The organism is Actinomarinicola tropica (assembly GCF_009650215.1).
GTDB lineage: Bacteria > Actinomycetota > Acidimicrobiia > Acidimicrobiales > SKKL01 > Actinomarinicola > Actinomarinicola tropica.
On sequence record NZ_CP045851.1, the window covers coordinates 1,749,071 to 1,774,453 of the forward strand.

Genomic DNA, 25,383 nt, shown 5'->3' on the forward strand with positions numbered 1-25,383 from the left:
GTGGAGGGGTGTCGCGACCCCCGGCGGAGGTGCGACTAGCGTGACCGGCCGGCCCAACTGCGACCTGTGAGGAACCCTGCACCATGGACGGGCTCGTCTTCATCATCCTGATCGCCGTCATGTGGGCGGTCCTCCTCGTGCCCCAGCAGCGGCGCGTCAAGCGGCAGAAGGAGCTGATCTCCTCACTGGCGGTCGGCGACGACGTCATGACGAGCGGCGGCATCTACGGCACGATCACCGGTGAGGACGACGACGACCTGTTCCTCCTGGTGTCCGAGGGCGTCGAGATCCGCATCGCCCGGGGCGCCGTCGCCACCAAGGTCGAGTTCGAGGAGGGCGCCGCCGACGCGGATCCGAGCGACGCCGGCGACGCACCCGACGGGGTCTGATGCGGCGGCGCGAGCTCGTCCCGATCCTCGCGACCGTCGTCCTGACGGTGGCGGGGCTCCTCTACACCGTCGCGGCCGACAACGAGCCGCTCCTCGGCCTCGACCTCCAGGGCGGCGTGTCGGTCGTGCTCCAGCCCACCGAGGACGCGTCGCAGGAGGCGCTCGACCAGGCGGTCGGGATCATGCGTCGCCGCGTCGACGCCCTCGGCGTCGCCGAGCCCGAGGTCGCCGCCCAGGGCGACAGCATCATCGTGTCGCTGCCGGGCGTGGACGACCCCCAGCGCGCCCTCGACCTGGTCGGCCAGACCGCGGCGCTGCGCTTCCGGCCGGTGCTCGAGGTGGAGGACCCGCTCGCCGTGGCGGCGGGTGACGGCGAACCGATCGACGCGCCGACCACCGCCCCGGACGACGCGCAGGAGGACGAGGAGGTCGTGCTCGAGGAGCTCGACGACGAGGGCGACGTCATCGCCCGCTACCGCCTGGGGCCCACCGCGGTCCGGGGTGAGGCGGTGGCGGACGCCAACGCCCAGCTCGAAGGCGTCAGCTCGTGGTTCGTCGCTCTCGAGCTCCGTGCCGGCGACGACGCCATCGGCGCGTGGAACGACATCGCCGCCACCTGCTTCGCCCGGCAGCCCGAGTGCCCGACTGGCCTCCTCGGGATCGAGCTCGACAACTCGGTCATCTCGGCGCCGATCATCCAGACGCCGGAGTTCACCCGCGACCAGATCTCGATCAACGGCGACTTCACCGAGGGCGAGGCCAAGGACCTGGCGCTCGTCCTGCGCTTCGGTGCGCTGCCCGTGGAGCTCGAGCCCCAGCAGACCCAGACCGTGTCGGCCACCATCGGGCGCGACGCCCTCGACGCCGGCATCGTCGCCGGCCTGGTCGGTCTCGGTCTCGTGACCCTCTTCATGGTCGCCTACTACCGGGTGCTGGGCGTCGTCGCCATCGTGTCGCTGCTGATCTCGTTCGGGCTCCTGTGGACGATCATCAGCTGGTTCGGCGCCACCCAGGGACTGGCCCTCACCCTCGCCGGGGTCACCGGTCTCATCATCTCCATCGGCGTCTCGGTCGACTCGAACATCGTCTACTTCGAGAACCTGAAGGAGGACGTCCGTGACGGGCGTCCGGTGCGCTCGGCGGTCGAGCGGTCGTTCAGCTCGGCGTTCTCCACGATCGTGAAGGCCGACGTCACCACGCTCATCGGCGCCGCCCTCCTGTACTGGCTCAGCATCGGGCCGGTGCGGGGCTTCGCGTTCTACCTCGGTCTGGCCACCCTGCTCGACCTCGTGGTGTCGTACTTCTTCATGGGCCCGCTCGTCGTCGCCCTGGGGCGCTCGCGCCGGTTCCACGAACGTCCCGGCTGGCTCGGCATACCTCGCCGTCGCGACGACGTGGCCAGCAGCGTGGCCGTGGGAGGTGCGTCGTGACGCTCGTGCAGCGCCTCTACAGCGGCAACCCCGGCTTCGACCTCCGCAAGGTCTGGCCGAAGATGGTCGTCGTGTCCGCGGCGGCCGTGCTCGTCTGCCTCGGCTCGCTCGCGGTGCGGGGGCTCCACCTCGGCATCGACTTCGAGGGCGGCGCCGTCTGGGAGGTCGAGACCGACGACCTGTCGATCGAGGACGTCCGCGACGCCCTGCGGCCGGTCGGCCAGGACGGCGCGCGCATCCAGGTGCTGACCTCGGGCAGCGGCGTGCGCACGATCCGCGTCCAGGCAGGGGTCGAGGCGGTGGACGCGAACGAGGAGGTCGTCGACGCCCTCGCCGACGCGGCCGGCGTCGATGCGGGCCAGGTGTCGATCAACACCGTGGGGCCGTCCTGGGGCGACGAGATCACCGCAGAGGCCCAGCGCGCCCTGGTGTTCTTCTTCGTGGCCATCGCGCTCTACATCTCCGTCCGGCTCGAGTGGCGGATGGCCGTCGGCGCGCTCGTGGCGGTGGTCCACGACATCATCATCACCATCGGCGTGTACTCGATCTTCCGGTTCGAGGTGACCCCGGCGACGGTGATCGCGTTCCTCACGATCCTCGGCTACTCCCTCTACGACACCGTCGTCGTGTTCGACAAGCTCCGCGAGATGCGTCCCCTCGTCGGCGTCCGGAACCGGCTCACGTACACCGACATGGCCAACCACGCCAGCAACGAGGTGCTGATGCGGTCGGTGAACACCTCGCTGACGTCGCTGCTGCCGGTCCTCTCGCTGCTCGTCGTGGGCTCGTGGATCATGGGCGCGGCCACGCTCGAGGAGTTCGCGATCGCCCTCGCGGTCGGTCTGCTGGTCGGTGCGTACTCGTCCCTCTTCGTCGCCGTACCGGCGGTGCTCTTCCTGAAGGAGCGCCAGCCGGAGATCCGGGACGTGCGCGAGCAGCTGGGCGGCCACCAGGACGACGCCGCCGCCGTCGTGGCCGCAGCGGAGGCCGCGGCCCTGCGCGACGAGCGTGGCACCCCGGCCGCGGCCAAGGGCCCGGTGGGACGCTCGGAGTCGGGGGAGCGTCCCCGCCCTGCCCCCCGGGTGGCGACACCGACCGCGACCCATCCGCCCCGTCCGCGCAAGAAGGGCAAGAAGCGCTGACGTCGGCCGTGCCGCGGGGGTGCCCTCCCCGTGAGGGCCGACCGGTAGCCTGAGCGCGTGGCCACGGTCAACCGCGTCCTTCCCTGGCGTCGAGAGCTCGCCCCGCCCGCGGTCGAGGTCGCGCCCCTGGTCACCGCGTTCCGCGGCCGCGACGCCCGCAACCAGATCGCCACGATCACCCGGGCGTTCGAGATCGCGCGGGACGCCCACGTCGGCCAGACCCGCATGTCCGGCGAGCCGTACATCACCCACCCGCTCGCGGTCGCCCGCATCGTCGCCGAGCTCGGACTCGACGAGACCACCATCGCCGCAGCGCTCCTCCACGACGCGGTCGAGGACACGGGCCTCGAGCTCGCCGACGTCGAGCGAGAGCTCGGCGCCGACGTCGCGGCCATCGTCGACGGCGTCACCAAGCTCGACCGCCTGAAGTTCGACTCCAAGGAGGCGCAGCAGGCGGCGACGATGCGCAAGATGCTCATCGCGATGGCGAAGGACCTGCGGGTCCTCATCATCAAGCTGTCCGACCGGCTCCACAACATGCGCACGATCGCCGCGATGCCGTCGTGGAAGCAGGCCCGCACGGCGCAGGAGACGATCGACATCTACGCGCCGCTCGCCCACCGGCTCGGCATGCAGGAGCTCAAGCAGCAGCTGGAGGACCTCTCGTTCGCCGCCCTGCACCCCAAGCGCTACGCCGAGATCGACCAGATGGTCTCCACCCGCGCGCCCGAGCGCGAGATCTACCTGATGCAGGTGCTCGACCAGGTCGAGTCCCGGCTCGCCGAGCTGCGCATCCAGGCCGAGGTCACCGGCCGGCCGAAGCACTACTGGAGCATCTACGAGAAGATGGTCGTGAAGGGTCGCGAGTTCGACGACATCTACGACCTCGTCGGCATCCGCGTCACGGTCGACACCGTGAAGGATTGCTACGCGGCACTCGGCTCGATCCACGCCACGTGGAAGCCGGTGCAGGGGCGGTTCAAGGACTACATCGCGATGCCGAAGTTCAACCTGTACCAGTCGCTGCACACCACGGTGGTCGGGCCGCAGGGCAAGCCGCTCGAGGTGCAGATCCGCACCACTGAGATGCACAACCGGGCCGAGTACGGCGTGGCCGCCCACTGGTCCTACAAGGACGCGGCGTCCCGGGACGACGTCGCGTGGCTCAACCGCATCATCGACTGGCAGCAGGAGACCTCCGACCCGTCGGAGTTCATGGCGAACCTGAAGATCGACCTCGAGCAGGACGAGGTCTTCGTCTTCACCCCGAAGGGCAAGGTCGTCACCCTCCCGGTGGGGTCGACGCCGATCGACTTCGCCTACTCGATCCACACCGAGGTCGGCCACGCCTGCATCGGCGCCCGCGTCAACGGTCGCCTCGTCCCGCTGGACTCGAAGCTCACCTCGGGCGACACCGTCGAGATCTTCACCTCCAAGGTGGAGGGCGCCGGGCCGTCGCGCGATTGGTTGAAGATCGCCGTCACGCCCCGGGCCAACAACAAGATCCGCCAGTGGTTCTCCCGGGAGCGTCGCGAGGATGCGATCGAGACCGGGCGTGACGAGCTCGAGCGGGCGCTGCGGCGCGAGGGCCTGCCCGTGCAGAAGCTGGCCCGGTCGCCGCTGCTGTCCGAGGTCGCCACCGAGCTCAACTACGCCGACGTCGACGCCCTGCACGCCGCGATCGGTGAGCACCACGTCTCGGCGCAGTCCGTCGCCGGGCGCGTCGCCAAGGCGCTGCGCGGCGGCGAGCCGGAGATCGAGGAGCAGCTTCCCCGCACCGCGCGGTCCACGGCGGCGCGCCGCCCGCGTGGCTCGTCGTCGGGGGTGCACGTCGAGGGCCTCGACGACGTCATGGTCCGGCTCTCCCGGTGCTGCACGCCCGTGCCGGGCGACGAGATCATGGGCTTCGTCACGCGCGGCCGTGGCGTCTCGGTCCACCGGGCCGACTGCGCCAACGCGGTGTCGCTCTCCATGGGACAGGCCGACCGGCTGATCGACGTCGAGTGGGACAGCGCCCCCTCGGGGTTCTTCGTCGCCTCGATGGAGGTCAAGGCCCTCGACCGTTCGCGGCTCCTGCGGGACGTCTCGGCGGTGCTCGCCGACCACCACGTCAACATCATCGCCTGCACCACCACGACGGGCTCCGACCGCATCTCGAAGATGCGCTTCGACTTCGAGCTCGGCGACCCGTCCCACCTCGACTCGCTGATCAGCACCATCAAGGGCATCGACTCGGTCTACGACGCCTACCGGGTCCTGCCCGGCAAGGGCACCTAGCTCCCTCGTGTCCATGAGCGGTACGGGCCTCCAGCTGGCGCTGGTCGTGCTGCTCGTGATGGTCAACGCCCTGTTCGCGGGCACCGAGATGGCGCTCGTCACCCTGCGCGACGCCCAGGTGCGTCGGCTGGAGGAGCGGGCCGCCGGCGGTCGTGCCCTCGCGCAGCTCGCACGCGACCCCAACCGCTACCTCGCCACGATCCAGATCGGCATCACCCTCGCCGGTTTCCTCGCCTCGGCCGCGGCGGCGGTGTCGCTCGCCGAGCCCCTCGAGGAGCCGCTCGGGTTCCTCGGCCGTGCCGCCGGCCCGGTGTCGGTCGTCGCCGTCACGATCGTGCTCAGCTACGTCACCCTCGTCCTCGGCGAGCTCGCCCCGAAGCGCGTCGCCATGCAGCGCGCCGAGGGCTGGTCACTGCTCGCCGCTCGCCCCCTCTCGGTCCTCTCCACGCTGGCCCGTCCGGCCGTGTGGCTGCTCTCGCGCTCCACCGACGTCGTCGTCCGCCTGGCCGGTGGCGATCCGGCGCTCGGGCGGGGGGAGGCCACCGAGGAGGAGCTGCGCGACATGGTCGCCACCAGCGTCCGCTTCACGCCGCACCAGCGGCGCATCATCGACGGCGCCTTCGAGATCGCCGAGCGGACGCTCGCCCAGGTCCTCCGGCCGCGCCCCGACGTCGTCGTGCTGGCGTCCGAGTCGTCGGTCGGCGAGGCGCTCCGGCAGCTGGCGGACAGCGGCTACTCGCGTGCGCCCGTCGCCCCCGCCGGCAACCTCGACGACGTGACGGGCTTCGTCCACCTGCGGGACCTGCTCGGCGATCCCTCCGGGGCCGTCGCCCCGCTGGTGCAGGAGCTCCCCGTCCTCCCCGAGACCGCCGAGGTGCTCGCCGCGCTCCACGAGCTCCAGGACCGGCACGCCCAGCTGGCGGTGGTCGTCGACGAGCACGGCGGCAGCGTCGGGATCGTCACGGTCGAGGACCTCATCGAGGAGATCGTCGGCGAGATCTACGACGAGGCCGATCCCGACCTCGCGGCGGTGATCCACGACGACGATGGCTCGCTGCTGGTCTCGGGGCGCTTCCCGGTCCACGACCTCACCGACCTCGGCCTGGAGGACGTCCCCGACGGGCCCTTCACCACCGTCGCCGGCCTCGTGCTCGACCAGTTGGGACGGCTGCCCGACCGGCCGGGCGACGCCGTCGAGGTCGGGGACTGGCGGTTCGAGGTGACGCGGATCCGCCGCCGCGCCATCGCGGAGGTCCGGCTCCGACGGCGGAGAGGCGAGCGCCACGACGAGTAGCGTGCGCGGCCGTGGACGGCGCGGCGCACCTCGGGCGGCAGCTGCTGCCGATGGCGGTCGGTGCGCTCGTCGCAGTCGCGGCGGTCGCCACCTGCATCCCGCTGCCGCTCACCGGTGATCAGGCCCTCTTCTCGCTCGTCGCGGACGAGCTCGCCGAGGGGCGGCGGCTCTACACCGACGTCTGGGACCTGAAGCAGCCGGGGATCTTCTGGTTCTTCATGGCGGCCGAGGTGGCCCCCGGCGGGTCCGCGGTCGGTGCCCACCTCCTCGAGCTCGTCTGGCAGCTGGCCCTGGCGGTCGTCGCCGTCCTGGTCGCCCGACCGATCGTGCGCCGATCGTGGGCTCTGGCGCTCGTCCCGGTCCTCGTGGTCGGCTGGCCCTACGCGACGGCGTCGCCTGCCGTGCTCACCCAGGTCGAGGTCCTGGTCGGGCTGCCGATCCTCGTCGCGATCGCCGCCGGCCTCGCCGCGCTGCGCACGGAGGCACGGCCCGACGGGTGGGCGGTGACGGCCGGCGCGGCGCTCGCCGTCGTGGCCATGTTCAAGCTCGTGCTCGTCGTCGTCCCCGTCGGCGCCCTGTGCGTCGCGGCGGTGGCGAGCCGGGAGCGGACGCGGAGGCCGCTGCGGGCGCTCGTCGTCGGGTGCCTGGCCGCTGCGGTGCCGGTGCTCGTCCACCTGGCGTGGGTGGCGTCGCACGGCGCGCTGGAGGACACGCTGCGCACGTGGTTCGAGGTGCCGCTCGGCGTGAGCGAGCGCGTCGGTCGGCCCGTCGGCCGGTTGCGTGCCACCGCCGTCGACCTGCTGCGGTTCTTCGGACCTGTGCTCCTGCTCGCCGGCCTCGGCACCTGGCGCACCCTCCGCGAACGCCGCCACCCGCTCGGCCTGGCGATGGTGGCGTGGGTCGCGCTCGGCGCGGCCACGTTCCTCGTCCAGCTCTGGTGGCTCTACCTCGCGTACGTGGTCGTCGTGCCCCTCGGAATGCTGGCGGTCGTGGGCGTCGAGGTGGTCCTCGACGCCGGGCTCGACCGCCGGTGGCTCGCGGCGGGAGCGCTCGCCCTCGCTCTCCTCGCGGTGCCCACCGCCCGGGTCGTGGCCGGTCGCGGGCGGCTGCTCGTCGAGCACGGCGGGGGCACCAGCGCCGACGAGCGGAGCGCGATCGCCCGCGAGCTCGACCCCTCCGACGCCGCCACCTCCGCGGCCGCGGCCGACCTCCGGGCGCTGGCCGCGCCGTCCGACGCGGTGATCGTGTGGGGCGACCCCCGGGTCCTCCTCCGGTCCGGGCACGGCCAGGCGGCGACGATCAACGGCTGGTCGCCCGAGCACCTCGACGCCCGCCTGTGGGAGCGGGCCACGGCGGATCTGGTCGACCTGGAGCCGTCGGTCGTGGGGGTCGATGCCTTCAGCGCCGGGATCATCGAGGCGCGCGCCCCGCAGCTGCTGGCGCTGCTCCACGACCGCTACCGACGTGCCGGCGAGGGGCACGGGTTCGAGTGGTGGGTCCCTGAGGGGCCCGCGAACGGGTCCGAGGCGGGGGAGACCGGCCGGTAGTCTCGCCGGGTGGCCGACCCGTCCTTCACCGCCCCCATCGGCACCCGCGACGTCCTCCCGCCGGAGTCCGACCGCTGGGCCGCTCTCGTCGCGACCTTCGCCGACCACGTCGGGCGCGCCGGCTACGGGCTCGTGGTCGGGCCGATGTTCGAGGACCTCGCCGTCTTCCAGCGCGTCGGCGAGGCCACCGACATCGTCACCAAGGAGATGTACGACTTCGAGGACAAGGGCGGCCGGCGCATCGCCCTGCGTCCCGAGGGCACGGCGTCCATCGTCCGGGCCTACGTGCAGCACCGCCCGGTCGGCACCCCCTGGAAGGCGTGGTACGCCGCGCCCAACTTCCGCTACGAGCGTCCGCAGGCCGGTCGGTACCGCCAGCACCACCAGCTCGGCATCGAGGCGCTCGGATCCGACGACCCCGACCTCGACGTCGAGGTCATCGCCCTCCAGGCCGACCTCTACGCGCGGCTCGGCCTCCGCCAGGTCGACCTGCTCGTGAACTCGATGGGCAGCCCCGCGGACCGTGCCGCCTACGCGGCCGCGCTCGGACGCTGGCTGGAGGAGCGCCGCGACGCCCTCGATCCGGCGGACCGGCCCACGATCGCCACCAACCCCATGCGGGTGCTCGACTCGAAGCGTGAGGCCACGCGCCGCGTCACCGACGACGCACCGACGATCCTCTCGTCGCTGTCCGCCGACACCATCGCCCGGTTCGAGCGGGTCCGCGAGGGCCTCGACGCCCTCGGGATCGCCCACCGCGTCGAGCCGCGCCTCGTCCGAGGCCTCGACTACTACACGCACACGACGTTCGAGTTCCAGGCCACCGCTCTCGCGAGCGCCCAGAACGCCATCGGCGGCGGCGGCCGCTACGACGGGCTCGCCGAGGCCCTCGGAGGCCCCGCCACGCCGGGCATCGGGTTCGGGTCCGGCATCGAGCGCATCCTCCTCGCCTGCGACGCCGAGGGCGTGTTCCCCGGTCCGGACGGGGCGCCGGGCACGTTCGTCGTCGACGTCGTCGACGGCACGCACGCGCGCGACCTCGTCGCCGACCTGCGTCGCGCCGGGCTCCGAGCCGACCGCGCCTACGGTGGCCGCTCGATGAAGGCCCAGATGAAGGCGGCCGACCGGTCGGGCGCCGCGTGGGCGGTCATCGTCGGCGCCGACGAGGCCGAGGCCGACGAGGTCACCGTGCGCGACCTGCGCGGCAGCCGTGAGCAAGAGCGCGTCCCCCGTGACGCCGTCATCGACCACCTGAGGAAGCGACTGTGAGCGACACCACCCACGAGATGCCGATGCGCACCGACATGTGCGGCGAGCTCAGCGCGGGCGACGTGGGGCGTCGGGTCGCGGTGTGCGGGTGGGTCGCGCGTCGCCGCGAGCACGGCGAGCACCTCGCCTTCGTCGACCTGCGCGACCGCACCGGCGTCGTCCAGTGCGTCGTCGACGGTGCGGCCGACCTGCGCAGCGAGTTCGTCGTGCGCGTCGTCGGCACCGTCCGGCACCGTCCGGAGGGGACGACCAACGACAACCTCGCCACCGGCGAGATCGAGGTCGGGGACTGCGAGGTGGAGGTCCTGTCGAGCGCCGAGCCGCCGCCGTTCCCCGTCGACGAGCGCATCGACACCGACGAGACGATCCGCCTCCGGCACCGCTACGTCGACCTGCGTCGCGAGCGCATGCAGCGCAACCTGCGCCTGCGGGCCACCGTGAACAGCGCCATCCGGGGGGCGATGGAGGAGCAGGACTTCGTCGAGATCGAGACGCCGATGCTCATCGCGAGCACGCCCGAGGGCGCGCGCGACTTCGTCGTCCCCGCCCGCCTGAAGCCGGGATCCTTCTACGCCCTTCCCCAGAGCCCCCAGCTGTTCAAGCAGCTCTGCATGGTGGGCGGCGTCGACCGCTACTACCAGATCGCGCGCTGCCTGCGGGACGAGGACCTCCGCGCCGACCGCCAGTTCGAGTTCATGCAGCTCGACGCCGAGGCGAGCTTCGTCGGCCAGGAGGAGGTGCTCGAGTTCATCGGCCGGGCGGTGTCCGCCGCAGTGGAGGCCGTCACCGGCGAGCCGGTGGGCGAGATCCCCCGGATGACCTGGCACGACGCCATGGAGCGCTACGGCTCCGACAAGCCCGACGTGCGCTTCGGCATGGAGCTCGTCGAGCTCACCCCGGTGTTCTCGGCCACGGAGTTCAACGCCTTCAAGGCCCCGTGCGTGAAGGGGATCCGCGTGCCCGGTGGTGCGGAGATGACGCGCAACCAGCTCGACGCCCTCACCGAGACCGCGAAGCGCTACGGCGCGAAGGGCCTCGTGTGGATGAAGGTGGGGGAGGGGCGCGAGCTCACGTCCCCCGTCGCCAAGTTCCTCTCCGCCGAGGAGCTCGCGGGGATCGCCTCCGAGCTCGACGCCGAGAGCGGTGACCTCCTGCTGCTCGTCGCCGACCAGCGCCCGGCGGTGCGTCACGTGCTGGGCCTGCTGCGGCTCGCGCTCGGCCGTCCGCCTGTCAACGAGGGTGGGCTGCGCTTCCTGTGGGTCGTCGACTTCCCGCTGTTCGAGGCCATCGACGAGAGCGGCTCGCCGGTCCCGGCGCACCACCCGTTCACGATGCCCCACGCCGACGACATGGCCCTGCTCGACCGGACCGGGGAGGACCTCCTCGCCGTCCGGTCGCAGTCCTACGACCTCGTCGTCAACGGCTGGGAGCTCGGGTCCGGCAGCGTCCGGATCCACCGCGGCGACGTCCAGACCCGCATCTTCGAGTTGCTCGGCATCGGCGAGGACGAGGCCCGGGCCAAGTTCGGCTTCCTGCTCGAGGCCTTCCGGTACGGCGCGCCGCCCCACGCGGGCTTCGCGTTCGGCATCGACCGCCTCGTCGCGATCCTGGCGGGGGAGGAGAACATCCGCGAGGTGATCGCCTTCCCGAAGACCCAGTCCGGTGGCGATCCGCTGACGAACGCCCCCACACCGATCGACCCCGCGCAGCTCGCCGAGCTCGGCCTGCGCGTGCTGCCGCCCCCCAGCTAGGGGGGGGATCGGTCCGGCTCAGCCGGCGCGCAGCTCGACCACCACCGAGCCCGACTCGGCGGTGGGGAACCGGCGCGCCCCGCCGTCCATGACCGTGGCCCCGTCGGGGTGGATCTCGAGCGACACCCGCCCCCGCTCGCCCTCGGCCACCGCCCGGCGGTCGTCGAGCGAGCGCACCTCGTAGCCGAGCTTCTCGAGCTCCTCGGCGAGGCCGGTGCCGACCACCTCCGGGGTCGCCCGCGTGGTGGCGACGACGAGGTGGGTGGCGAGGTCGGTGCTGTCGAGCGACTGGGTGAGCGGGACCAGCTCGTGGGGGAGGGTGATGCCCGCGAGGAGCTCGGCGAGCGTGGCGCGGGTGGGAGGCGGCACGTGCGCGGCCGGCACCTCCTCGACCCGGATCGACGACGGGACCGGTGGGCTCGCCGGGGCCCCGCCCGGGGCGGGGTCGGGCGTCAGCGGGGCGTCGGGATCGGTTGGGGGCGGCGCCCAGACGCGCGACGCGGGGTCGACCGCCGGCGGCTCCTCGGTGCGAGACGACGTGCCGATCACGTTCAACCGCCGCAGCACGAGGATGGCGAGCGAGACCACCAGCCAGATCCAGAACAGGACCGCGTACCACTCCATCCGTCGATGCTCGCACGCCGGCGGCCCGTCGCGCGGGACGATCGCGGCGGCCGGGCCCGGTGCCGGCGTCGGTAGCCTCGCGCCGTGGCCGACGACCTGTTCTCCGCTGCCGCCGACGAGCGGCTCCAGCGCCAGGCACCGCTGGCTGCGCGCCTGCGACCCCGGACGCTCGACGACGTCGTGGGCCAGGCGCACCTGCTGGCGCCCGGCGCGCCGCTGCGCCAGCTGCTGGAGGCCGATCGGCTCTCGTCGGTGGTGTTCTGGGGTCCACCGGGCACCGGCAAGACCACCCTGGCGCGGCTCGTGGCCGACTCGAGCCGCAAGGCGTTCGAGCAGCTCTCGGCGGTCTCGGCGTCGGTGAAGGACGTCCGCGAGGTCATCGCCCGGGCCGAGGCCCGCCTCGGCCAGCACGGCCAGGGCACCATCTTGTTCCTCGACGAGGTCCACCGCTTCAACAAGGCCCAGCAGGACGCACTGCTCCCGTCGGTCGAGTCCGGGCTCCTCGTCCTCGTCGGTGCGACCACCGAGAACCCCTTCTTCGAGGTGAACCCGCCGCTGCTCTCGCGCTCGACGCTCTTCCGGCTCGAGCCGCTCGACGGTGCGGCCGTGCGGACCCTCCTCGAGCGGGGGCTGGCCCTCGAGGGCGCGACGGCCGACGACGACGCCCTCGACCACATCGCCGAGCGAGCCGGTGGGGACGGCCGCCAGTCGCTCACGGCGCTCGAGGTCGCGGTGGCGCTGGCCGCCGGCGGGGACGGCGCGCCGCACGTCACGCTGGCCCACGCCGAGGCGGCCGTCGACACCAAGGCCCTGCGCTACGGCCGCGACGCCCACTACGACGTGATCAGCGCGTTCATCAAGAGCATCCGCGGCTCGGATCCCGACGCCGGCCTGTACTGGCTGGCCCGCATGCTCGACGCCGGCGAGGACGCCCGCTTCATCGCCCGCCGCCTCGTGATCCTCGCGTCCGAGGACGTCGGCATGGCCGATCCCCAGAGCCTCCTCGTCGCCGACGCCGCGGCCCGAGCCGTCGAGTTCGTCGGGCTCCCGGAGGCGCAGCTCAACCTGGCTCAGGCCGTCGTCCACCTGGCCACCGCTCCGAAGTCGAACCGGGTGACGGTCGCGCTCGGACGGGCGCGCCGCGACGCGCAGGCCGGCGGGGACGACGCGGTGCCGACCCACCTGCGCGACGCCCACTACAAGGGCGCAGCGTCCCTCGGGCACGGGGAGGGCTACGAGTATCCTCACGACGACCCCCGGGGGTGGGTGCCCCAGGCGCACCGCCCGCGGGGTCTCGAGCACCACCGCTACTACGAGCCGTCGCCCCACGGCGCGGAGAAGGAGATCGGCGAGCGCATGGAGACCCGGAGGCGCGACCCGTGACCGCCGGCGACCTCGCCGCCGTCCTCGTCGCCATCGTCTGCCTCGTCGCGGTGGTCGTGCTGCTCGTCGCCGCCCAGGCGCTCGTCAGCGCCCTGCGGTCGCTGCAGCGGGCCCTCGACCAGCTCCACGACGAGACCATCCCCGCGGTGCAGGACCTGCGGCGCACGGCCGCCGCCACCACCGCCGGGCTGGCCCGTGCCGACCAGATCCTCGCCCACGCCGAAGGGCTCACGACGTCGCTCGACGCCACCTCGCGCTTCGCCCACCGCGTCGTGTCGAGCCCTGCGATCAAGGTGATGGCCGCGGCGTCGGGCACCCGCCGCGCCGCGCACCGCCTGCGCCGGAGGGACTGATGTTCAAGCGGCTGTACTGGCTCACCGTGGGCTCGATCCTCGGGTTCACCGCCGCGGTGTGGGGGATGGTCCGCGCCCGGCAGGCCGCGGCCAAGCTGACGCCGGCCGGCATGCGCGCCGACGCCGACGCCGCCCTCCGCCAGCTCCGCCGCGACCTCGGCGCCGCCCTGCGCGAGGGGCGCGAGGGCATGCGCGAGACCGAGGACCGCCTCCGTGCCGATCTGGCGGGTCGCCGTGGCACCCCTCGGTAGGCTGAGCACATCATGAGAGCGAGCGAGCTGCGATCGGCGTGGACGAACTTCTTCGTGGAGCGGGGGCACACCGCCGTGCCCTCCTCGAGCCTCATCCCCACGCACCCGAGCGCCCCGATGTTCACGAACTCGGGGATGATGCAGTTCGTCCCGTACTTCCTCGGTGAGGAGCCGGTCCCGTTCGATCCGCGCCGGGCCACGAGCGTCCAGCGCTGCGTGCGGGCCGGAGGCAAGCACAACGACCTCGACGCCATCGGACGGTCGCTGCGGCACCTCAGCTTCTTCGAGATGCTCGGCAACTTCAGCTTCGGCGACTACTTCAAGGCCGAGGCGATCCCGTGGGCCTGGGAGATGGTCACCGAGGTGCTCGGGATCGACGGCGACCGCGTCTGGGTCACCGTCCACGAGTCCGACGACGAGGCCGAGGACATCTGGGCCGACGCCGTCGGCGTCCCCCGTGACCGCATCCAGCGGCTCGGCAAGGACAACTTCTGGGAGATGGGCGAGACGGGCCCCTGCGGGCCGAGCTCCGAGCTCTTCTTCGACTTCGGTCCCGAGTGGGGCCCCGACGGCGGACCGGCCAACCCCGCCGCCGAGGAGCGCTACGTCGAGTTCTACAACAACGTCTTCCCCCAGTACTTCCGCCGGGCCGACGGCAGCCTCACCGACCTCGAGAACCGCGGCATCGACGTGGGGGCGGGCCTCGAGCGCATCCTCGGCGTGCTCGCGGGCAGCCCCAGCCTCTACGTCGCGGACTCCCTCGCCACCCTGGTCGACGAGGCCCAGGGCGTCACGGGTCACCGCCTCGGCGAGTCCGACCTCGGCGACATCGCCCTCCGCCTCCTCGCCGACCACACCCGGACGATGACCTTCCTCATCGCCGACGGGGTCATCCCGTCCAACGAGGACCGCGGTTACGTGCTGCGCCGGATCATCCGCCGTGCCATCCGCTTCGCCTACCTGCTCGACGTCGAGACGCCGGTCTGCCCGCCCCTCGTCGAGCGGTGCATCGACGTGATGGGCGACGACTACCCCGAGATCGTCAACGGGCGCGACCTCGTCCTCGGCATCGTCAGCCGGGAGGAGGACCGCTTCCGCCAGACGCTGCGCACCGGGTCGCAGACGCTCGACACCGAGCTCGACAAGCTCGACGAGGGCGGGACGCTCCCCGGCGCGGTCGCCTTCCAGCTCCACGACACCTACGGCTTCCCCCTCGAGGTCACCCAGGAGGTCGCCGAGCTGCGCGGCTTCGGGGTCGACCGACCGGGGTTCGAGGCAGCGATGACCGAGCAGCGGGAGCGGGCGAAGGCCGGGCGCAAGGGCGGCGGCGCGGCGTCCGAGGATGCGATGGCCGAGTACCAGCGGATCCTCGCCGAGCACGGGCCCACCGTGTTCACCGGCCGGGAGGAGGAGTCGACGACCGCCACCATCGTCGCGATCGTCGGCGACGACCTCTTCCTCGACCGCACGCCGTTCTACGCCGAGTCGGGCGGTCAGGTCGGCGACACGGGCCAGATCCAGACCGACTCGGGCGTCGTCGAGGTGCTCGACACCACCTACGCCCTCCCGGGCCTGCACCGGCACCGCTTCCAGATCATCGAGGGCGAGGTCGCCGTCGGCCAGACCGCGCTCGCCGGCATCGACGCCGAGCGTCGGGCGGCGATCCGCCGCAACCACACCGGCACCCACATCCTCCACTGGGCGCTGCGCCAGGTCCTCGGCGACCACGTGAAGCAGCAGGGGTCGCTCGTCGCCCCCGACCGCCTGCGGTTCGACTTCAGCCACTTCGAGGCCCTCACCGACGAAGAGATCGCCGCCATCGAGGACCTCGCCAACCAGGAGATCCTCTCCAACGCCCCGGTCCGGCACTACGAGACCTCGAAGGAGGAGGCCGAGCGACTCGGGGCCATCGCCTTCTTCGGCGACAAGTACGGCGAGCGCGTGCGCGTCCTCGAGGCCGGACTGCACTCGGTCGAGCTCTGCGGCGGCACGCACGTGTCCGCCCTCGGCGACATCGGACCGATGAAGATCGTGTCCGAGGGATCGATCGGCTCGAACCTGCGCCGCATCGAGGCCGTCACCGGCACCGGTCCCATCGACCGCCTGCGGGCCGAGGAGCGCCTCCTCGGTCGGGCGGCCGAGCTCGTGGGCGTGAACGCCGACGAGCTGGTCGAGGGCATCGAGAAGCGCCTGGCCGAGCTGAAGGACCTCCGCGACGAGCTGCGTGCCGTCAAGCAGCAGGCCGCCGCGGGCCAGGCGGGCACGCTCGCCGCCGAGGCCGTCGACGGCGTGGTCGTCGCCCGCCGCGACGGGGTGGCGCGCGACGAGCTGCGCGACCTCGCCATCGCCGTGCGTGAGCAGCCCGGCATCCGGGGCGTGGTGCTCGGCGGCGCCCCCGAGGGCGGCGGTGTCGCCATCGTCGCCGCCGTCACGCCCGACAGCGGGTTGCACGCTTCGGACCTCATCGCCGACGCGGCCAAGCGGGTCAAGGGCGGCACCGGGAAGAACGCCGAGCTGGCCATGGCCGGCGGCCGGGACCCGTCCGCCCTGGACGAGGCCCTCGACCTCGTGCGGGCGGCCCTCGCCGCGGCGTGAGCGCGCCAGACCCCGAGCGCCCCCGTCGCGCCATCGGCGTCGACCTCGGCTCGGTCCGCATCGGTGTGGCGGTGAGCGCCGGCACCCTCGCCACGCCCTACGAGGTGGTGGCGCGCAGCGGCGACCGGCGGCGCGACCACGCCGCGATCGGTCGCCTGGTCGAGGAGGCGGGGGCGGAGGTCGTCGTCGTCGGCCTGCCCCTGTCGCTCGACGGCTCCGTCGGCCCCGCGGCTCGCGCCGCCCTCGACGAGGTCGAGGAGCTGGCCGCGACCCTCGACGTCCCCGTCGAGACCTACGATGAGCGGCTGACCACGGTCACCGCCGACCGCCAGCTGAAGGAGCAGGGGTTGGACGCCAGCGCCCGCCGACGTGTCGTCGACAAGGTGGCGGCGGCGATCCTCCTCCAGGCCTGGCTGGACTCCCATCCGCACCCCACGCCCTGAGGTCCGATGTCCGACCGCACGCACCCCGACGACGAGCGGCTGCCGCCAGGCGTGCCGTCTCGGCGCGCCGCCCGCCGCGAGGCGGCCGTCGGCGCCAGCCGGCCGGCTGACGCCTACCCGGGGGTCGACGTCGTCGATCCCGACGACGACGGGGCCGACGAGTGGCTGTGGGACGACGGGCAGTACGTCCGGGTCGTGCGGCCGGCGGGCAACGTGCGCAAGGTCCTCTACCTCCTGATCGGCGCGGTGCTCGTCGTCGGCCTGGCCGGCGCCGCGGGGCTGTCCTGGGTGCGGGGCCAGATCGACCCCGCCGGCGAGCCGGGAGCGGCGGTCCCGATCGACATCGCCACCGGCACCTCCACCGACGAGGTCGCCACGCTGCTCGCCGACGAGGGCGTGGTGACCAACCCGACGATGTTCCGCTACTACCTGCGGTGGAAGGGCATCGGCGGCTTCGAGGCCGGCTTCTACACGCTCAACGAGAACATGTCCTTCGACGAGGCGATCGAGGTCCTCGACGCCGGACCCGCGCCGCAGGCCTTCGCCACCTTCACGGTGCCCGAGGGCCTCACCGTCGACGAGATGGCCGTCCGGCTCGACGAGCAGATCGACACGTTCTCCGCCGACGACATGTCGGCCGCCCTCATCCGCATGGAGACCCCGTGGCGGCCCCCCGACGTCGACAGCTGGGAGGGCCTGCTCTTCCCCGACACCTACGAGTACGCCCTGGCCGACGAGCCCTTCGACGTCCTCGAGCGCATGAACGCCCAGTTCGACATCGTGGCCCGTGAGGTCGGGCTCGACCCGTGGATGAACCTCGACCCGGCCACCGCGACCGGCTACACGGCCTACCAGTACGTCGTCATCGCCTCGATGATCGAGGAGGAGTCCCGCGTCCCCGAGGAGTTCGGTCGCATCTCCCGCGTGATCCACAACCGCCTGGCGCGCGGCGAGCCCCTCGGCATCGACGCCACGGTGCTCTACGCCCGGCAGCTCGCCGACCCGAACGCGTCGGGCCCGATCACCGACGCCGACCTCGCCCTCGACTCGCCGTACAACACCCGTCTCAACCCCGGTCTGCCGCCGACCCCGATCGCCGCGCCCGGCCGTGCGGCGCTCGCCGCGGCGCTCAACCCGGAGCCGGGTCCGTGGCTCTACTACGTGCTGGCCTCCGAGGACGGGTCCCACTTCTTCACCGACGACTACGACGAGTTCATCCGCCAGCGCGACGAGTCCCGGGCCCAGGGGCTGTTCTGACCGCGACGTGACCTCGCCGTCGGCCACCACCCGACTCGCCGCAGTCATCGGCGACCCCGTGCGGCACTCGCTGTCGCCGGCGCTCTTCAACGCCGCGTTCGCAGCACGGGGGATGGACTGGGCCTACCTGGCCTTCGAGGTCTCCGAGCCCCACGGCGCGGATGCGATCGGGGCGTGTCGGGCCCTGGGCCTCGAGGGCCTCAGCGTGACCATGCCCCACAAGCGCACGGCGGCGCTGACCGTCGACCGCTGCACACCGCAGGCCACCGCCCTCCAGGCGGTCAACTGCGTGCAGCGCATCGGCGACGAGCTGGTCGGCCACAACACCGACGGGGCCGGGTTCGTCGACGCTCTCGCCGAGGACCTCGGGGAGGACGTCGTCGAGGGGGCCCGGACCGTGGTGCTCGGGGCGGGCGGCGCGGCGCGCGCCATCGTGCTCGCCCTGGCAGAGCGGGGCGCCGCGGAGGTCGCGGTGGTGAACCGCACCGAGGCCCGTGCCGCCGAGGCGGCCTCGCTGGCCCCCGGCGTGGCGCGCATCGGACGCCGTGACGACCTCGCGGGGGCGACCCTCGTGGTCAACGCGACCTCGGTGGGCATGGCGGCCACCGGCGACGCCGCCGCGACGAGCCGCTTCCCCGTCGAGCCGGAGCTCCTGCACGATGCCCAGGTCGTCGTCGACGTCGTGTACCACCCGCTGCGCACCGCGCTGCTCGATGCCGCGTCGGAGCGGGGCGCTCGCACCGTCGGCGGGCTCGGGATGCTCGTGCACCAGGCCGCCCACGCCTTCCGGATCTGGACCGGCGAACCTGCGCCGCTCGACGCCATGTGGACCGCGGCCCGCGCGGGTGTCGCCGAACGCTCGGCGACCTAGCGGCCGCCCTCTCGGGCACGGCCTCTCGACAGGCGCGCCGTGCTGCGCCACGCTGGTGGTCCGGCGCGGATGGGCCGGATGGTTCATGTCCCGGCCCGAAGTGCCGATGAGGTGAACTGAAGCTAGCTACGGAGGTCCAGGTGGCTCTGCAGGGAACCCTCGAGACGTTTGCGCTGCCTGACGTGCTGCGCCTGCTCGCATCGACCAAGAAGACCGGTGTCCTGCGCGTCGACACCGACCGCGGCACCGGTGAGCTGCTCGTCGTCGACGGCGCCCTCACCGGCGGTGCGGCCGAGCGCGCGCCCCGGGCCGAGGAGCCCGCCGACGTCCTCTTCGAGCTGCTCCGCGCCGCCGGCGGCTCGTTCGTCTTCGACGCCGACGCGGATGCCTCCGGCGGACGGACCTCCCAGGAGGTCGAGTCGGCCCTGGCCGTGGCCGAGGAGCAGCTGGGGGAGTGGCGCCAGATCGAGGCCGTCGTCCCCTCGCCGCACCGCCTCGTCACGATCGACGCCGACCGCGACTCCGACATCACGCTCACGGCCGGACAGTGGAAGGCCGTCGCGACCGTCGGCAGCGGCTGCACCGTCGACGAGCTCGGCGATCGCCTCGGGCTCGCCGAGCTGCCCACCGCCCGCCTCGTCCGAGACCTCGTGCAGATCGGCGCGGTGGCGCTCGGCGACCACGACGTCGTCGCCGTCGACCCGCCGGCGAGCGCGGCGCACGAGGCCCCCGCCCCGGCCCCCGTCGCGGCCGTCCCGGCCCCTGCACCCGACCCGGAGCCCGTCGCGCCGCAGGCTCTGCCCGACCCGGAGCCGTTCCAGCCGCTCACCGAGGCTCCCGCACCGGTGGCGGAGGAGCCGTTCACGTCCTCGTCCGCCTCCTTCGAGCCCCTGGTCGAGGAGCCGTCGTCCAACGGCGCGGCGCCGGTCGCCCCGCTCTTCGGCGGCGCGGCGGACGCACCCAGCCCCGCGGAGCCGGCGCCGACGGCCGACTCGTCGACCTGGGGCGAGGCCACGGCGTTCGCCCCCTCGCCGGCGTCGAGCTTCTTCGACGACGACGAGTCCGACGACGACCCGCTCGCCGACGACCCGTTCGGCCCCGATCCGTTCCGCATCCCGCGCCTCCCGAGCGCCCCGGACGCCGTCGCGGAGGAGGACTCCGACGCCGCAGAGATGGCCCGCCAGCTCGCCAACCTGAGCCCGCGGGCCGCCCAAGCCGTCGCCGCGGCCGCCGCCGCCACCTCCGAGGAGGAGCGCGACCAGGCGCTGGCGCAGGTCAACGAAGAGACCGAGGAGCCGCTGAACCGGGGCCTCCTCCTCAAGTTCCTGTCCTCGGTCGACGAGTAGCCGCCGACGCCGGAGCGTCCCGGGGGCTGCCCCCGGGGCCCGTTACCCTCGCCCGTCGTGTCCGTCCTCGTCGTCGCCTGCGCGCTCCTGGGGCTGTTGATCGGCCCGCTGCTGCGCCTGGCCGTCGACCAGATCCCTCCACGTCGACCCCTCTTGCGTCGCCGCACCAGCGCCGACGGCGCGCCGGTGGCGTTGGCCGACCTCGTGCCGGTGCGCTCGTGGCGCCGGCCCGCACCGGCGGCGACCCTGGTCCCCGTCGGCTCTCCCGACGACCACCCCGACGGGTCGAGGGACCTGGTGCGGATGTCGTGGCGCGCACCCGCGATCGACGTGGCGACCGCCGTCGTCGGCGGCGCGCTGGCCGCGACGATCGGCACCGACCCCTACCTACCCGCCGCCCTCGTCCTCGGGTGGACCACCGTGCTGGTCACCGTGATCGACCTCGACCACTACCGGATCCCCGACCGGGTGGTCTTCCCTGCCCTCGGTGCGAGCGTCCTCCTCCTCGGCGTCGTGACCGTCGCCGCCGACCTGCCACGAGGAGCCGTCGGCGCGCTCCTCGGTGCGCTGGCCTACGCGGGGATGCTCTTCGTGATGTTCCTGATCTCGCCGGCCGGGATGGGGTTCGGGGACGTGAAGCTCGCGCTCCTCCTCGGGTTGCACCTCGGCTGGGTGGGGGGTGTCTCCGAGGTCGAGGGCGACCTCGTGGTCGATGGCCTCCTCGAGGCCGTGGGCTTCACCTTCGTCGGCGCGCTCGTCGGCACCTTCCTCGGCATCGTGCTCGGGCTCGGCTACCGGATGGTCCGGGGCCGGGGAGCCGCGTTCCCGTTCGGACCGGCGCTCGGCATCGGCACGGTCGTCGCCGTCCTCGCCCGCGGTCCGCTGGGTGCGTGATGCGCCCGTCCGGCCACCGGCGTCTCGGTATCGTGGCGTCGTGACGACCCCCGCCGATGCGCCGCGCCCCATCGTGCTCGTCGGCCCGATGGGCGCCGGCAAGAGCACGGTCGGCGTGCGCCTCGCCGAGCTCACCGGCCGCCGTGCCGTCGACCTCGACGCGCACATCGCCGAGCGGGCCGGCCGCAGCATCCCGGAGATCTTCGCCGCCGAGGGCGAGTCGGCGTTCCGTCGGCGTGAGCGCGACGCCCTCGCCGCCGTCCTGTCCGGCGTCGGCGACGTGGTCGTCGCCGCCGGGGGAGGGGCGGTGCTCGACCCCGAGTCGCGCGTCCGCCTCGCCGACGCGACCGTGGTGTGGCTCGACGCGCCAGCCGACGTGCTCATCGACCGCATCGGCGACACCGCCTCGCGTCCGCTGCTCGCCGGTGACGATCCGCTCGGCGCGCTCGCCCGCACGCTCGACGAGCGTCGCCCGCTCTACGACGAGGTGGCCGACCTGCGCATCGACGTCGCCACCCGCACCCCGGACGAGGTCGCGTCGCGCATCCTCGTCCAGCTCGGGGTCGCGGCGTGATCACCGTCCCCGTCGCGCTCGGCGACCGCAGCTACCGCGTGCTCGTCGGCGACGGTGCTCGTCACGACCTGAGCACCCTCGTCCCGCCGCGCGCTCGGCGCGCCGCGATCGTCACCCAGCCGGGCGTCCCCGTCGACGTGGACCCGGGGATCGAGCACCGGACGTTCACCATCGGGGAGGGCGAGGCGGCCAAGTCGCTCGCCACCGTCGAGGAGCTCTGCTCCGGCTTCGCCCGCTGGGGCCTCACCCGGGCCGACCTGGTCGTCGCCGTGGGTGGGGGCCTCGTCACCGACGTGGCCGGGTTCGCGGCGGCGGTCTACCACCGGGGCATCCCGGTGGTGCACGTGAGCACGACGCTGCTCGGCCAGATCGACGCGGCGATCGGCGGCAAGACCGGCGTCAACCTGGCCGAGGGCAAGAACCTGGTCGGCGCCTTCTGGCAGCCCGCCGGCGTGGTCTGCGACACCGAGGTCCTGGCGAGCCTGCCGCCCCGCGAGATGCGCTCCGGCCTCGGCGAGCTGGCCAAGTACCACTTCCTCGGCGGCGGCGAGCTCGACGCGCTGCCGCTCGACGAGCGCGTCGCCGCCTGCGTCGCCATCAAGGCCGAGGTCGTGGCCTCCGACGAGCGCGAGGGGGGCCGGCGGGCGATCCTCAACTACGGGCACACCCTCGGCCACGCCGTCGAGATCGCCGGCGGGTTCGACCTCCGCCACGGCGAGGCGGTGGCCGTGGGGTTGGTGTACGCAGCCGAGCTCGCCCACGCGCTCGGCCGCATCGACGACGCCCGCGTCGCCGAGCACCGCCGCGTCGTCGCCGCGTACGACCTCCCGTCGACGATCCCCGAGGGGCTCGACGACGACACCCTCATGGCGGCGGTGGCCCGCGACAAGAAGGCGCTCGACGGCCTCACCTTCGCCCTCGACGGTCCCGCGGGGGTCGAGGTGGTCACCGGCGTCGACCCCGACCTCGTGCGGCGCACGCTCGCACGCGTCAGGAGCGCCCGATGACCGACCGACCCGTCGTCCTGCTGCTCCACGGCGCCAACCTCGGCATCCTCGGCGAGCGCCAGCCCGAGGTCTACGGCTCGGCCACCCTCGAGGACCACGTCGCCCGCGCCCGGCGTGCGGCGGACGCCCACGGTCTCGACCTCGAGGACCTCCAGTCGAACCACGAGGGCGATCTCGTCGACGCGGTGCTCGCCGCCCGCGGCCGCTGCACCGCGGTCATCGTCAACCCCGGCGCGTTCACGCACTACGCCTGGTCGCTGCACGACGCCCTCGCCGCCTTCGACGGCATCGTCGTCGAGCTGCACCTGTCCAACCCCGCGTCGCGCGAGGCCTGGCGGCACGCCTCGGTGGTCGCTCCCGTCGCCGACGGCACCGTCGCCGGGTTCGGGGGCCTCGGCTACCAGCTCGCGGTCGATGCCGTGGCCGGGCTGCTCGAGCAGCGATGAGCATCCTCCACCTGCACCAGCTCGGTCGGATGGACCGACTGCGCCGCGTCGAGGTGCTGCGCGGCGCGCTCGACGGCGTCGCCGACGCCATGCTCCTCACCAAGCTCGTCAACGTCCGCTGGCTCACCGGCTTCACCGGCTCGGCGGGGATGCTGCTCGTCGGCCCCCGTCGCCTGCTGCTCGTCACCGACGGCCGCTACCGGGAGCAGGCCGAGGAGCAGCTCGGCGACGTCGGCGTCGACGCCGAGATCGAGATCACCTCCTCGCCCGCCGAGCTGCTGCGGTCGGCGTCGAGCGGGTGGGGAACCGTCGCCCTCGAAGCCGACGACGTCACCTGGTCGATGGAGCGGCAGGCCGCCACCGAGTGGTTCCCCGCCGCGGAGCTCGTCCCGACGTCGGGGCTCGTCGAGGAGCTGCGCGCCGTGAAGGACGGAGCCGAGCTCGATCGGATCGCGGCCGCGGCCGCCATCGCCGACGACGCCCTCGCCGGCGTCGCCTCCCAGCTCGGCAACCGCCCGTCGGAGGCCGAGGTCGCCACCGAGCTCGAGGCGGCGATGCGGCGCGCCGGGGCCGAGGGTCCGGCGTTCGAGACCATCGTCGCCGCCGGCCCCCACTCCGCCCAGCCTCACCACCACCCGGGCAGCCGACGGATCGAGCGCGGCGACCTCGTCGTGATCGACATGGGCGCGATGGTCGACGGGTACCGCTCCGACATGACCCGCACCTTCTGCATCGGCGAGCCCTCGGCCGAGCAACGGCGCCTGCTCGACGTGGTCGAGGCCGCGCACGACGCGGGGGTCGCCGCCGCCCGTCCTGGTGCCCGCACCGCCGACGTCGACGCCGCAGCGCGCTCGGTGGTGCGCGCCGCCGGTTGGGCCGAGCACTTCGTGCACCCGACGGGCCACGGCCTGGGCCTCGAGATCCACGAGCCCCTGCGTCTGTCGGCGACCTCCGATGCTACGCTCGCCGCCGGCCACGCCGTCACCGTGGAGCCCGGGGTGTACCTCCCCGGCCTCGGCGGCGCCCGGCTCGAGGACACCCTCGAGATCACCCCGGGAGGGAACCGGGCGCTCACGCGCTCGTCCACCGTCCCGATCGTCGGCTGACGCCGTCCCACCCCACGCTCGCCCCGAGGTCCCACCACCATGCCCGCCATCTCCACCAACGACCTGAAGAACGGCATGACGCTCGCCATCGACGGCGACCTGCTCAACGTCGTGGAGTTCCAGCACGTGAAGCCGGGCAAGGGCGGCGCCTTCGTCCGGACCAAGCTGAAGAACGCCCGCTCGGGCGCGGTGCTCGACCGCACCTTCCGCGCCGACGAGAAGGTCGAGCGGGCCATCATCGACAAGCGCGAGATGCAGTACCTGTACCGCGACGGCAGCGACTTCGTGTTCATGGACAACAGCACCTACGACCAGGTGCACGTGAGCGAGGCCTCCCTCGGCGATGCCGCCGGGTACCTGGTGGAGTCGAGCAACGCGGTGCTGATGATGTACGGCACCGAGATCGTGGGCGTCGAGCTGCCGGCGTCGGTCGAGCTGTCGGTGACCGAGACCGAGCCCGGCATCCAGGGCGACCGGGTCTCCGGGGCGCGCAAGCCCGCCACCCTCGAGACCGGTGTGGTCGTGCAGGTCCCCCTGTTCGTCAACGTCGGCGACCGGCTCAAGGTCGACACCCGCTCGGGCGAGTACATCACCCGCGCGTGAGCTCCTCCCGCCGTGACGCCCGTGAGCGGGCGCTCGGGCTCCTCTACGAAGCCGAGACCCGCGGCGTGGCGCCCGACGAGGTCCTCGCCGGCCTGCCGTTGCCCCCCGACCCCTATGCCGTCACGCTCGTCGAGGGCGTGGCGCAGCACATCGAGCGGATCGACGAGCTGATCTCCACCTACAGCCGCGACTGGAAGCTCGAGCGGATGCCGGCCATCGACCGGGCCGTCGTCCGCCTCGCGGCCTACGAGCTGATGGACCGCGCCGACGTCCCGACCGGCGTCGCCATCTCCGAGGCCGTCGCTCTGGCGTCGGCCTACTCGACCGACGAGTCGGGCCGGTTCGTCAACGGGTTGGTGTCCCGCCTGGCGCGGGAGGTCCGAACCGATGCCGGGACCTCCGACCCGGGTGATAACGTGCAGGCCTGACCGTGAAGCGGGTCCCGTGAGGCCCGAACGGACAGGAAAGGCACAGCTCTTGGCCCAACGCGAACGTCCTGCCACGCCCCCCGACGGGGGCGTTTTCGTTGCC

Annotated in this window: 24 protein-coding genes; 23 read left to right on the forward strand and 1 reads right to left on the reverse strand. The window is 73.2% G+C overall.

Features of this window, described 5'->3' with window-relative positions; all coding sequences use genetic code 11:
- The first annotated feature begins 83 nt into the window (after positions 1–83).
- Genes yajC through aspS form a run of 8 tightly spaced genes read left to right on the forward strand, consistent with a single transcriptional unit; the run spans position 84 to position 11,099 of the window.
- Positions 84–389, forward strand: coding sequence for a preprotein translocase subunit YajC (gene yajC / locus GH723_RS08610; RefSeq protein WP_153759262.1), 306 nt, complete (start codon positions 84–86; stop codon positions 387–389).
- A complete protein-coding gene (gene secD / locus GH723_RS08615; protein WP_153759263.1) occupies positions 389–1,819 on the forward strand; it encodes a protein translocase subunit SecD in 1,431 nt (476 codons plus the stop codon). Before yajC ends, secD begins: the two co-directional genes overlap by 1 nt.
- Positions 1,816–2,961, forward strand: coding sequence for a protein translocase subunit SecF (gene secF, locus GH723_RS08620; RefSeq protein ID WP_153759264.1), 1,146 nt, complete (start codon positions 1,816–1,818; stop codon positions 2,959–2,961). Before secD ends, secF begins: the two co-directional genes overlap by 4 nt.
- 57 nt (positions 2,962–3,018) lie before the next feature.
- Entirely contained in the window at positions 3,019–5,238 is a 2,220-nt protein-coding gene (locus GH723_RS08625; protein ID WP_153759265.1) for a RelA/SpoT family protein, read from the forward strand.
- A 13-nt stretch (positions 5,239–5,251) separates the two neighbouring features.
- Positions 5,252–6,532 (forward strand): hemolysin family protein, encoded by a 1,281-nt coding sequence (locus GH723_RS08630; protein ID WP_153759266.1) that lies wholly within the window; start codon positions 5,252–5,254, stop codon positions 6,530–6,532.
- A gap of 11 nt (positions 6,533–6,543) precedes the next feature.
- Positions 6,544–8,079: a hypothetical protein gene (locus GH723_RS08635; RefSeq protein WP_153759267.1), complete on the forward strand. Its 1,536-nt coding sequence runs from the start codon at positions 6,544–6,546 to the stop codon at positions 8,077–8,079.
- Positions 8,080–8,088: 9 nt separating this feature from the next.
- A complete protein-coding gene (gene hisS, locus GH723_RS08640) occupies positions 8,089–9,348 on the forward strand; it encodes a histidine--tRNA ligase (protein ID WP_153759268.1) in 1,260 nt (419 codons plus the stop codon).
- A gap of 23 nt (positions 9,349–9,371) precedes the next feature.
- Positions 9,372–11,099, forward strand: a complete 1,728-nt coding sequence (gene aspS, locus GH723_RS08645; protein ID WP_153761145.1) for an aspartate--tRNA ligase — start codon at positions 9,372–9,374, stop codon at positions 11,097–11,099.
- Positions 11,100–11,117: 18 nt separating this feature from the next.
- Here the strand turns inward: aspS and GH723_RS08650 are convergent, their stop codons facing one another.
- Positions 11,118–11,723, reverse strand: coding sequence for a hypothetical protein (locus GH723_RS08650; RefSeq protein WP_153759269.1), 606 nt, complete (start codon positions 11,721–11,723; stop codon positions 11,118–11,120).
- A gap of 84 nt (positions 11,724–11,807) precedes the next feature.
- Here GH723_RS08650 and GH723_RS08655 point away from each other — a divergent pair, with 84 nt between their 5' ends.
- The 15 genes from GH723_RS08655 to nusB all read left to right on the forward strand — a co-directional run bounded on the left by GH723_RS08655 (position 11,808) and on the right by nusB (position 25,280).
- Entirely contained in the window at positions 11,808–13,106 is a 1,299-nt protein-coding gene (locus GH723_RS08655) for a replication-associated recombination protein A (protein WP_153759270.1), read from the forward strand.
- The gene (locus tag GH723_RS08660; protein ID WP_153759271.1) at positions 13,103–13,459 is read left to right on the forward strand and encodes a hypothetical protein; all 357 of its coding nucleotides are present in this window, start codon (positions 13,103–13,105) and stop codon (positions 13,457–13,459) included. The genes GH723_RS08655 and GH723_RS08660 overlap by 4 nt, the downstream gene beginning before the upstream one ends.
- Entirely contained in the window at positions 13,459–13,710 is a 252-nt protein-coding gene (locus tag GH723_RS08665; RefSeq protein WP_153759272.1) for a hypothetical protein, read from the forward strand. The genes GH723_RS08660 and GH723_RS08665 overlap by 1 nt, the downstream gene beginning before the upstream one ends.
- Positions 13,711–13,722: 12 nt before the next feature.
- Positions 13,723–16,305 (forward strand): alanine--tRNA ligase, encoded by a 2,583-nt coding sequence (gene alaS, locus GH723_RS08670; RefSeq protein ID WP_153759273.1) that lies wholly within the window; start codon positions 13,723–13,725, stop codon positions 16,303–16,305.
- Positions 16,302–16,748, forward strand: coding sequence for a Holliday junction resolvase RuvX (gene ruvX / locus GH723_RS08675; RefSeq protein WP_153759274.1), 447 nt, complete (start codon positions 16,302–16,304; stop codon positions 16,746–16,748). The genes alaS and ruvX overlap by 4 nt, the downstream gene beginning before the upstream one ends.
- Positions 16,749–16,754: 6 nt before the next feature.
- The gene (gene mltG, locus GH723_RS08680; protein WP_153759275.1) at positions 16,755–18,005 is read left to right on the forward strand and encodes an endolytic transglycosylase MltG; all 1,251 of its coding nucleotides are present in this window, start codon (positions 16,755–16,757) and stop codon (positions 18,003–18,005) included.
- 7 nt (positions 18,006–18,012) lie between these two features.
- Entirely contained in the window at positions 18,013–18,876 is an 864-nt protein-coding gene (gene aroE / locus GH723_RS08685) for a shikimate dehydrogenase (RefSeq protein WP_195210612.1), read from the forward strand.
- Between the two features lie 140 nt (positions 18,877–19,016).
- Positions 19,017–20,222 (forward strand): DUF4388 domain-containing protein, encoded by a 1,206-nt coding sequence (locus GH723_RS08690; RefSeq protein ID WP_153759277.1) that lies wholly within the window; start codon positions 19,017–19,019, stop codon positions 20,220–20,222.
- A gap of 57 nt (positions 20,223–20,279) precedes the next feature.
- Positions 20,280–21,116, forward strand: a complete 837-nt coding sequence (locus tag GH723_RS08695; RefSeq protein ID WP_153759278.1) for a prepilin peptidase — start codon at positions 20,280–20,282, stop codon at positions 21,114–21,116.
- A gap of 40 nt (positions 21,117–21,156) precedes the next feature.
- The gene (locus tag GH723_RS08700; protein WP_229023199.1) at positions 21,157–21,690 is read left to right on the forward strand and encodes a shikimate kinase; all 534 of its coding nucleotides are present in this window, start codon (positions 21,157–21,159) and stop codon (positions 21,688–21,690) included.
- Positions 21,687–22,697 (forward strand): 3-dehydroquinate synthase family protein, encoded by a 1,011-nt coding sequence (locus GH723_RS08705; RefSeq protein ID WP_153759279.1) that lies wholly within the window; start codon positions 21,687–21,689, stop codon positions 22,695–22,697. Before GH723_RS08700 ends, GH723_RS08705 begins: the two co-directional genes overlap by 4 nt.
- Positions 22,694–23,143, forward strand: coding sequence for a type II 3-dehydroquinate dehydratase (locus tag GH723_RS08710; RefSeq protein ID WP_153759280.1), 450 nt, complete (start codon positions 22,694–22,696; stop codon positions 23,141–23,143). The genes GH723_RS08705 and GH723_RS08710 overlap by 4 nt, the downstream gene beginning before the upstream one ends.
- Complete coding sequence (locus GH723_RS08715; protein ID WP_229023200.1) at positions 23,140–24,249, forward strand: aminopeptidase P family protein; 1,110 nt, start codon at positions 23,140–23,142, stop codon at positions 24,247–24,249. Before GH723_RS08710 ends, GH723_RS08715 begins: the two co-directional genes overlap by 4 nt.
- A gap of 39 nt (positions 24,250–24,288) precedes the next feature.
- Positions 24,289–24,852: an elongation factor P gene (gene efp / locus GH723_RS08720; RefSeq protein WP_153759281.1), complete on the forward strand. Its 564-nt coding sequence runs from the start codon at positions 24,289–24,291 to the stop codon at positions 24,850–24,852.
- Entirely contained in the window at positions 24,849–25,280 is a 432-nt protein-coding gene (gene nusB, locus GH723_RS08725) for a transcription antitermination factor NusB (RefSeq protein WP_153759282.1), read from the forward strand. Before efp ends, nusB begins: the two co-directional genes overlap by 4 nt.
- The last annotated feature ends 103 nt before the right edge of the window (positions 25,281–25,383 follow it).

Bases quoted from the DNA above. Each gene is read 5' to 3' on its own strand.
- yajC (WP_153759262.1), top strand. From the start codon at position 84: ATGGACGGGCTCGTCTTCATCATCCTGATCGCCGTCATGTGGGCGGTC.
- secD (WP_153759263.1), top strand. From the start codon at position 389: ATGCGGCGGCGCGAGCTCGTCCCGATCCTCGCGACCGTCGTCCTGACG.
- GH723_RS08630 (WP_153759266.1), top strand. From the start codon at position 5,252: ATGAGCGGTACGGGCCTCCAGCTGGCGCTGGTCGTGCTGCTCGTGATG.
- aspS (WP_153761145.1), top strand. From the start codon at position 9,372: ATGCGCACCGACATGTGCGGCGAGCTCAGCGCGGGCGACGTGGGGCGT.
- GH723_RS08650 (WP_153759269.1), bottom strand. From the start codon at position 11,723: ATGGAGTGGTACGCGGTCCTGTTCTGGATCTGGCTGGTGGTCTCGCTC.
- GH723_RS08665 (WP_153759272.1), top strand. From the start codon at position 13,459: ATGTTCAAGCGGCTGTACTGGCTCACCGTGGGCTCGATCCTCGGGTTC.
- alaS (WP_153759273.1), top strand. From the start codon at position 13,723: ATGAGAGCGAGCGAGCTGCGATCGGCGTGGACGAACTTCTTCGTGGAG.
- mltG (WP_153759275.1), top strand. From the start codon at position 16,755: ATGTCCGACCGCACGCACCCCGACGACGAGCGGCTGCCGCCAGGCGTG.
- GH723_RS08710 (WP_153759280.1), top strand. From the start codon at position 22,694: ATGACCGACCGACCCGTCGTCCTGCTGCTCCACGGCGCCAACCTCGGC.
- GH723_RS08715 (WP_229023200.1), top strand. From the start codon at position 23,140: ATGAGCATCCTCCACCTGCACCAGCTCGGTCGGATGGACCGACTGCGC.
- efp (WP_153759281.1), top strand. From the start codon at position 24,289: ATGCCCGCCATCTCCACCAACGACCTGAAGAACGGCATGACGCTCGCC.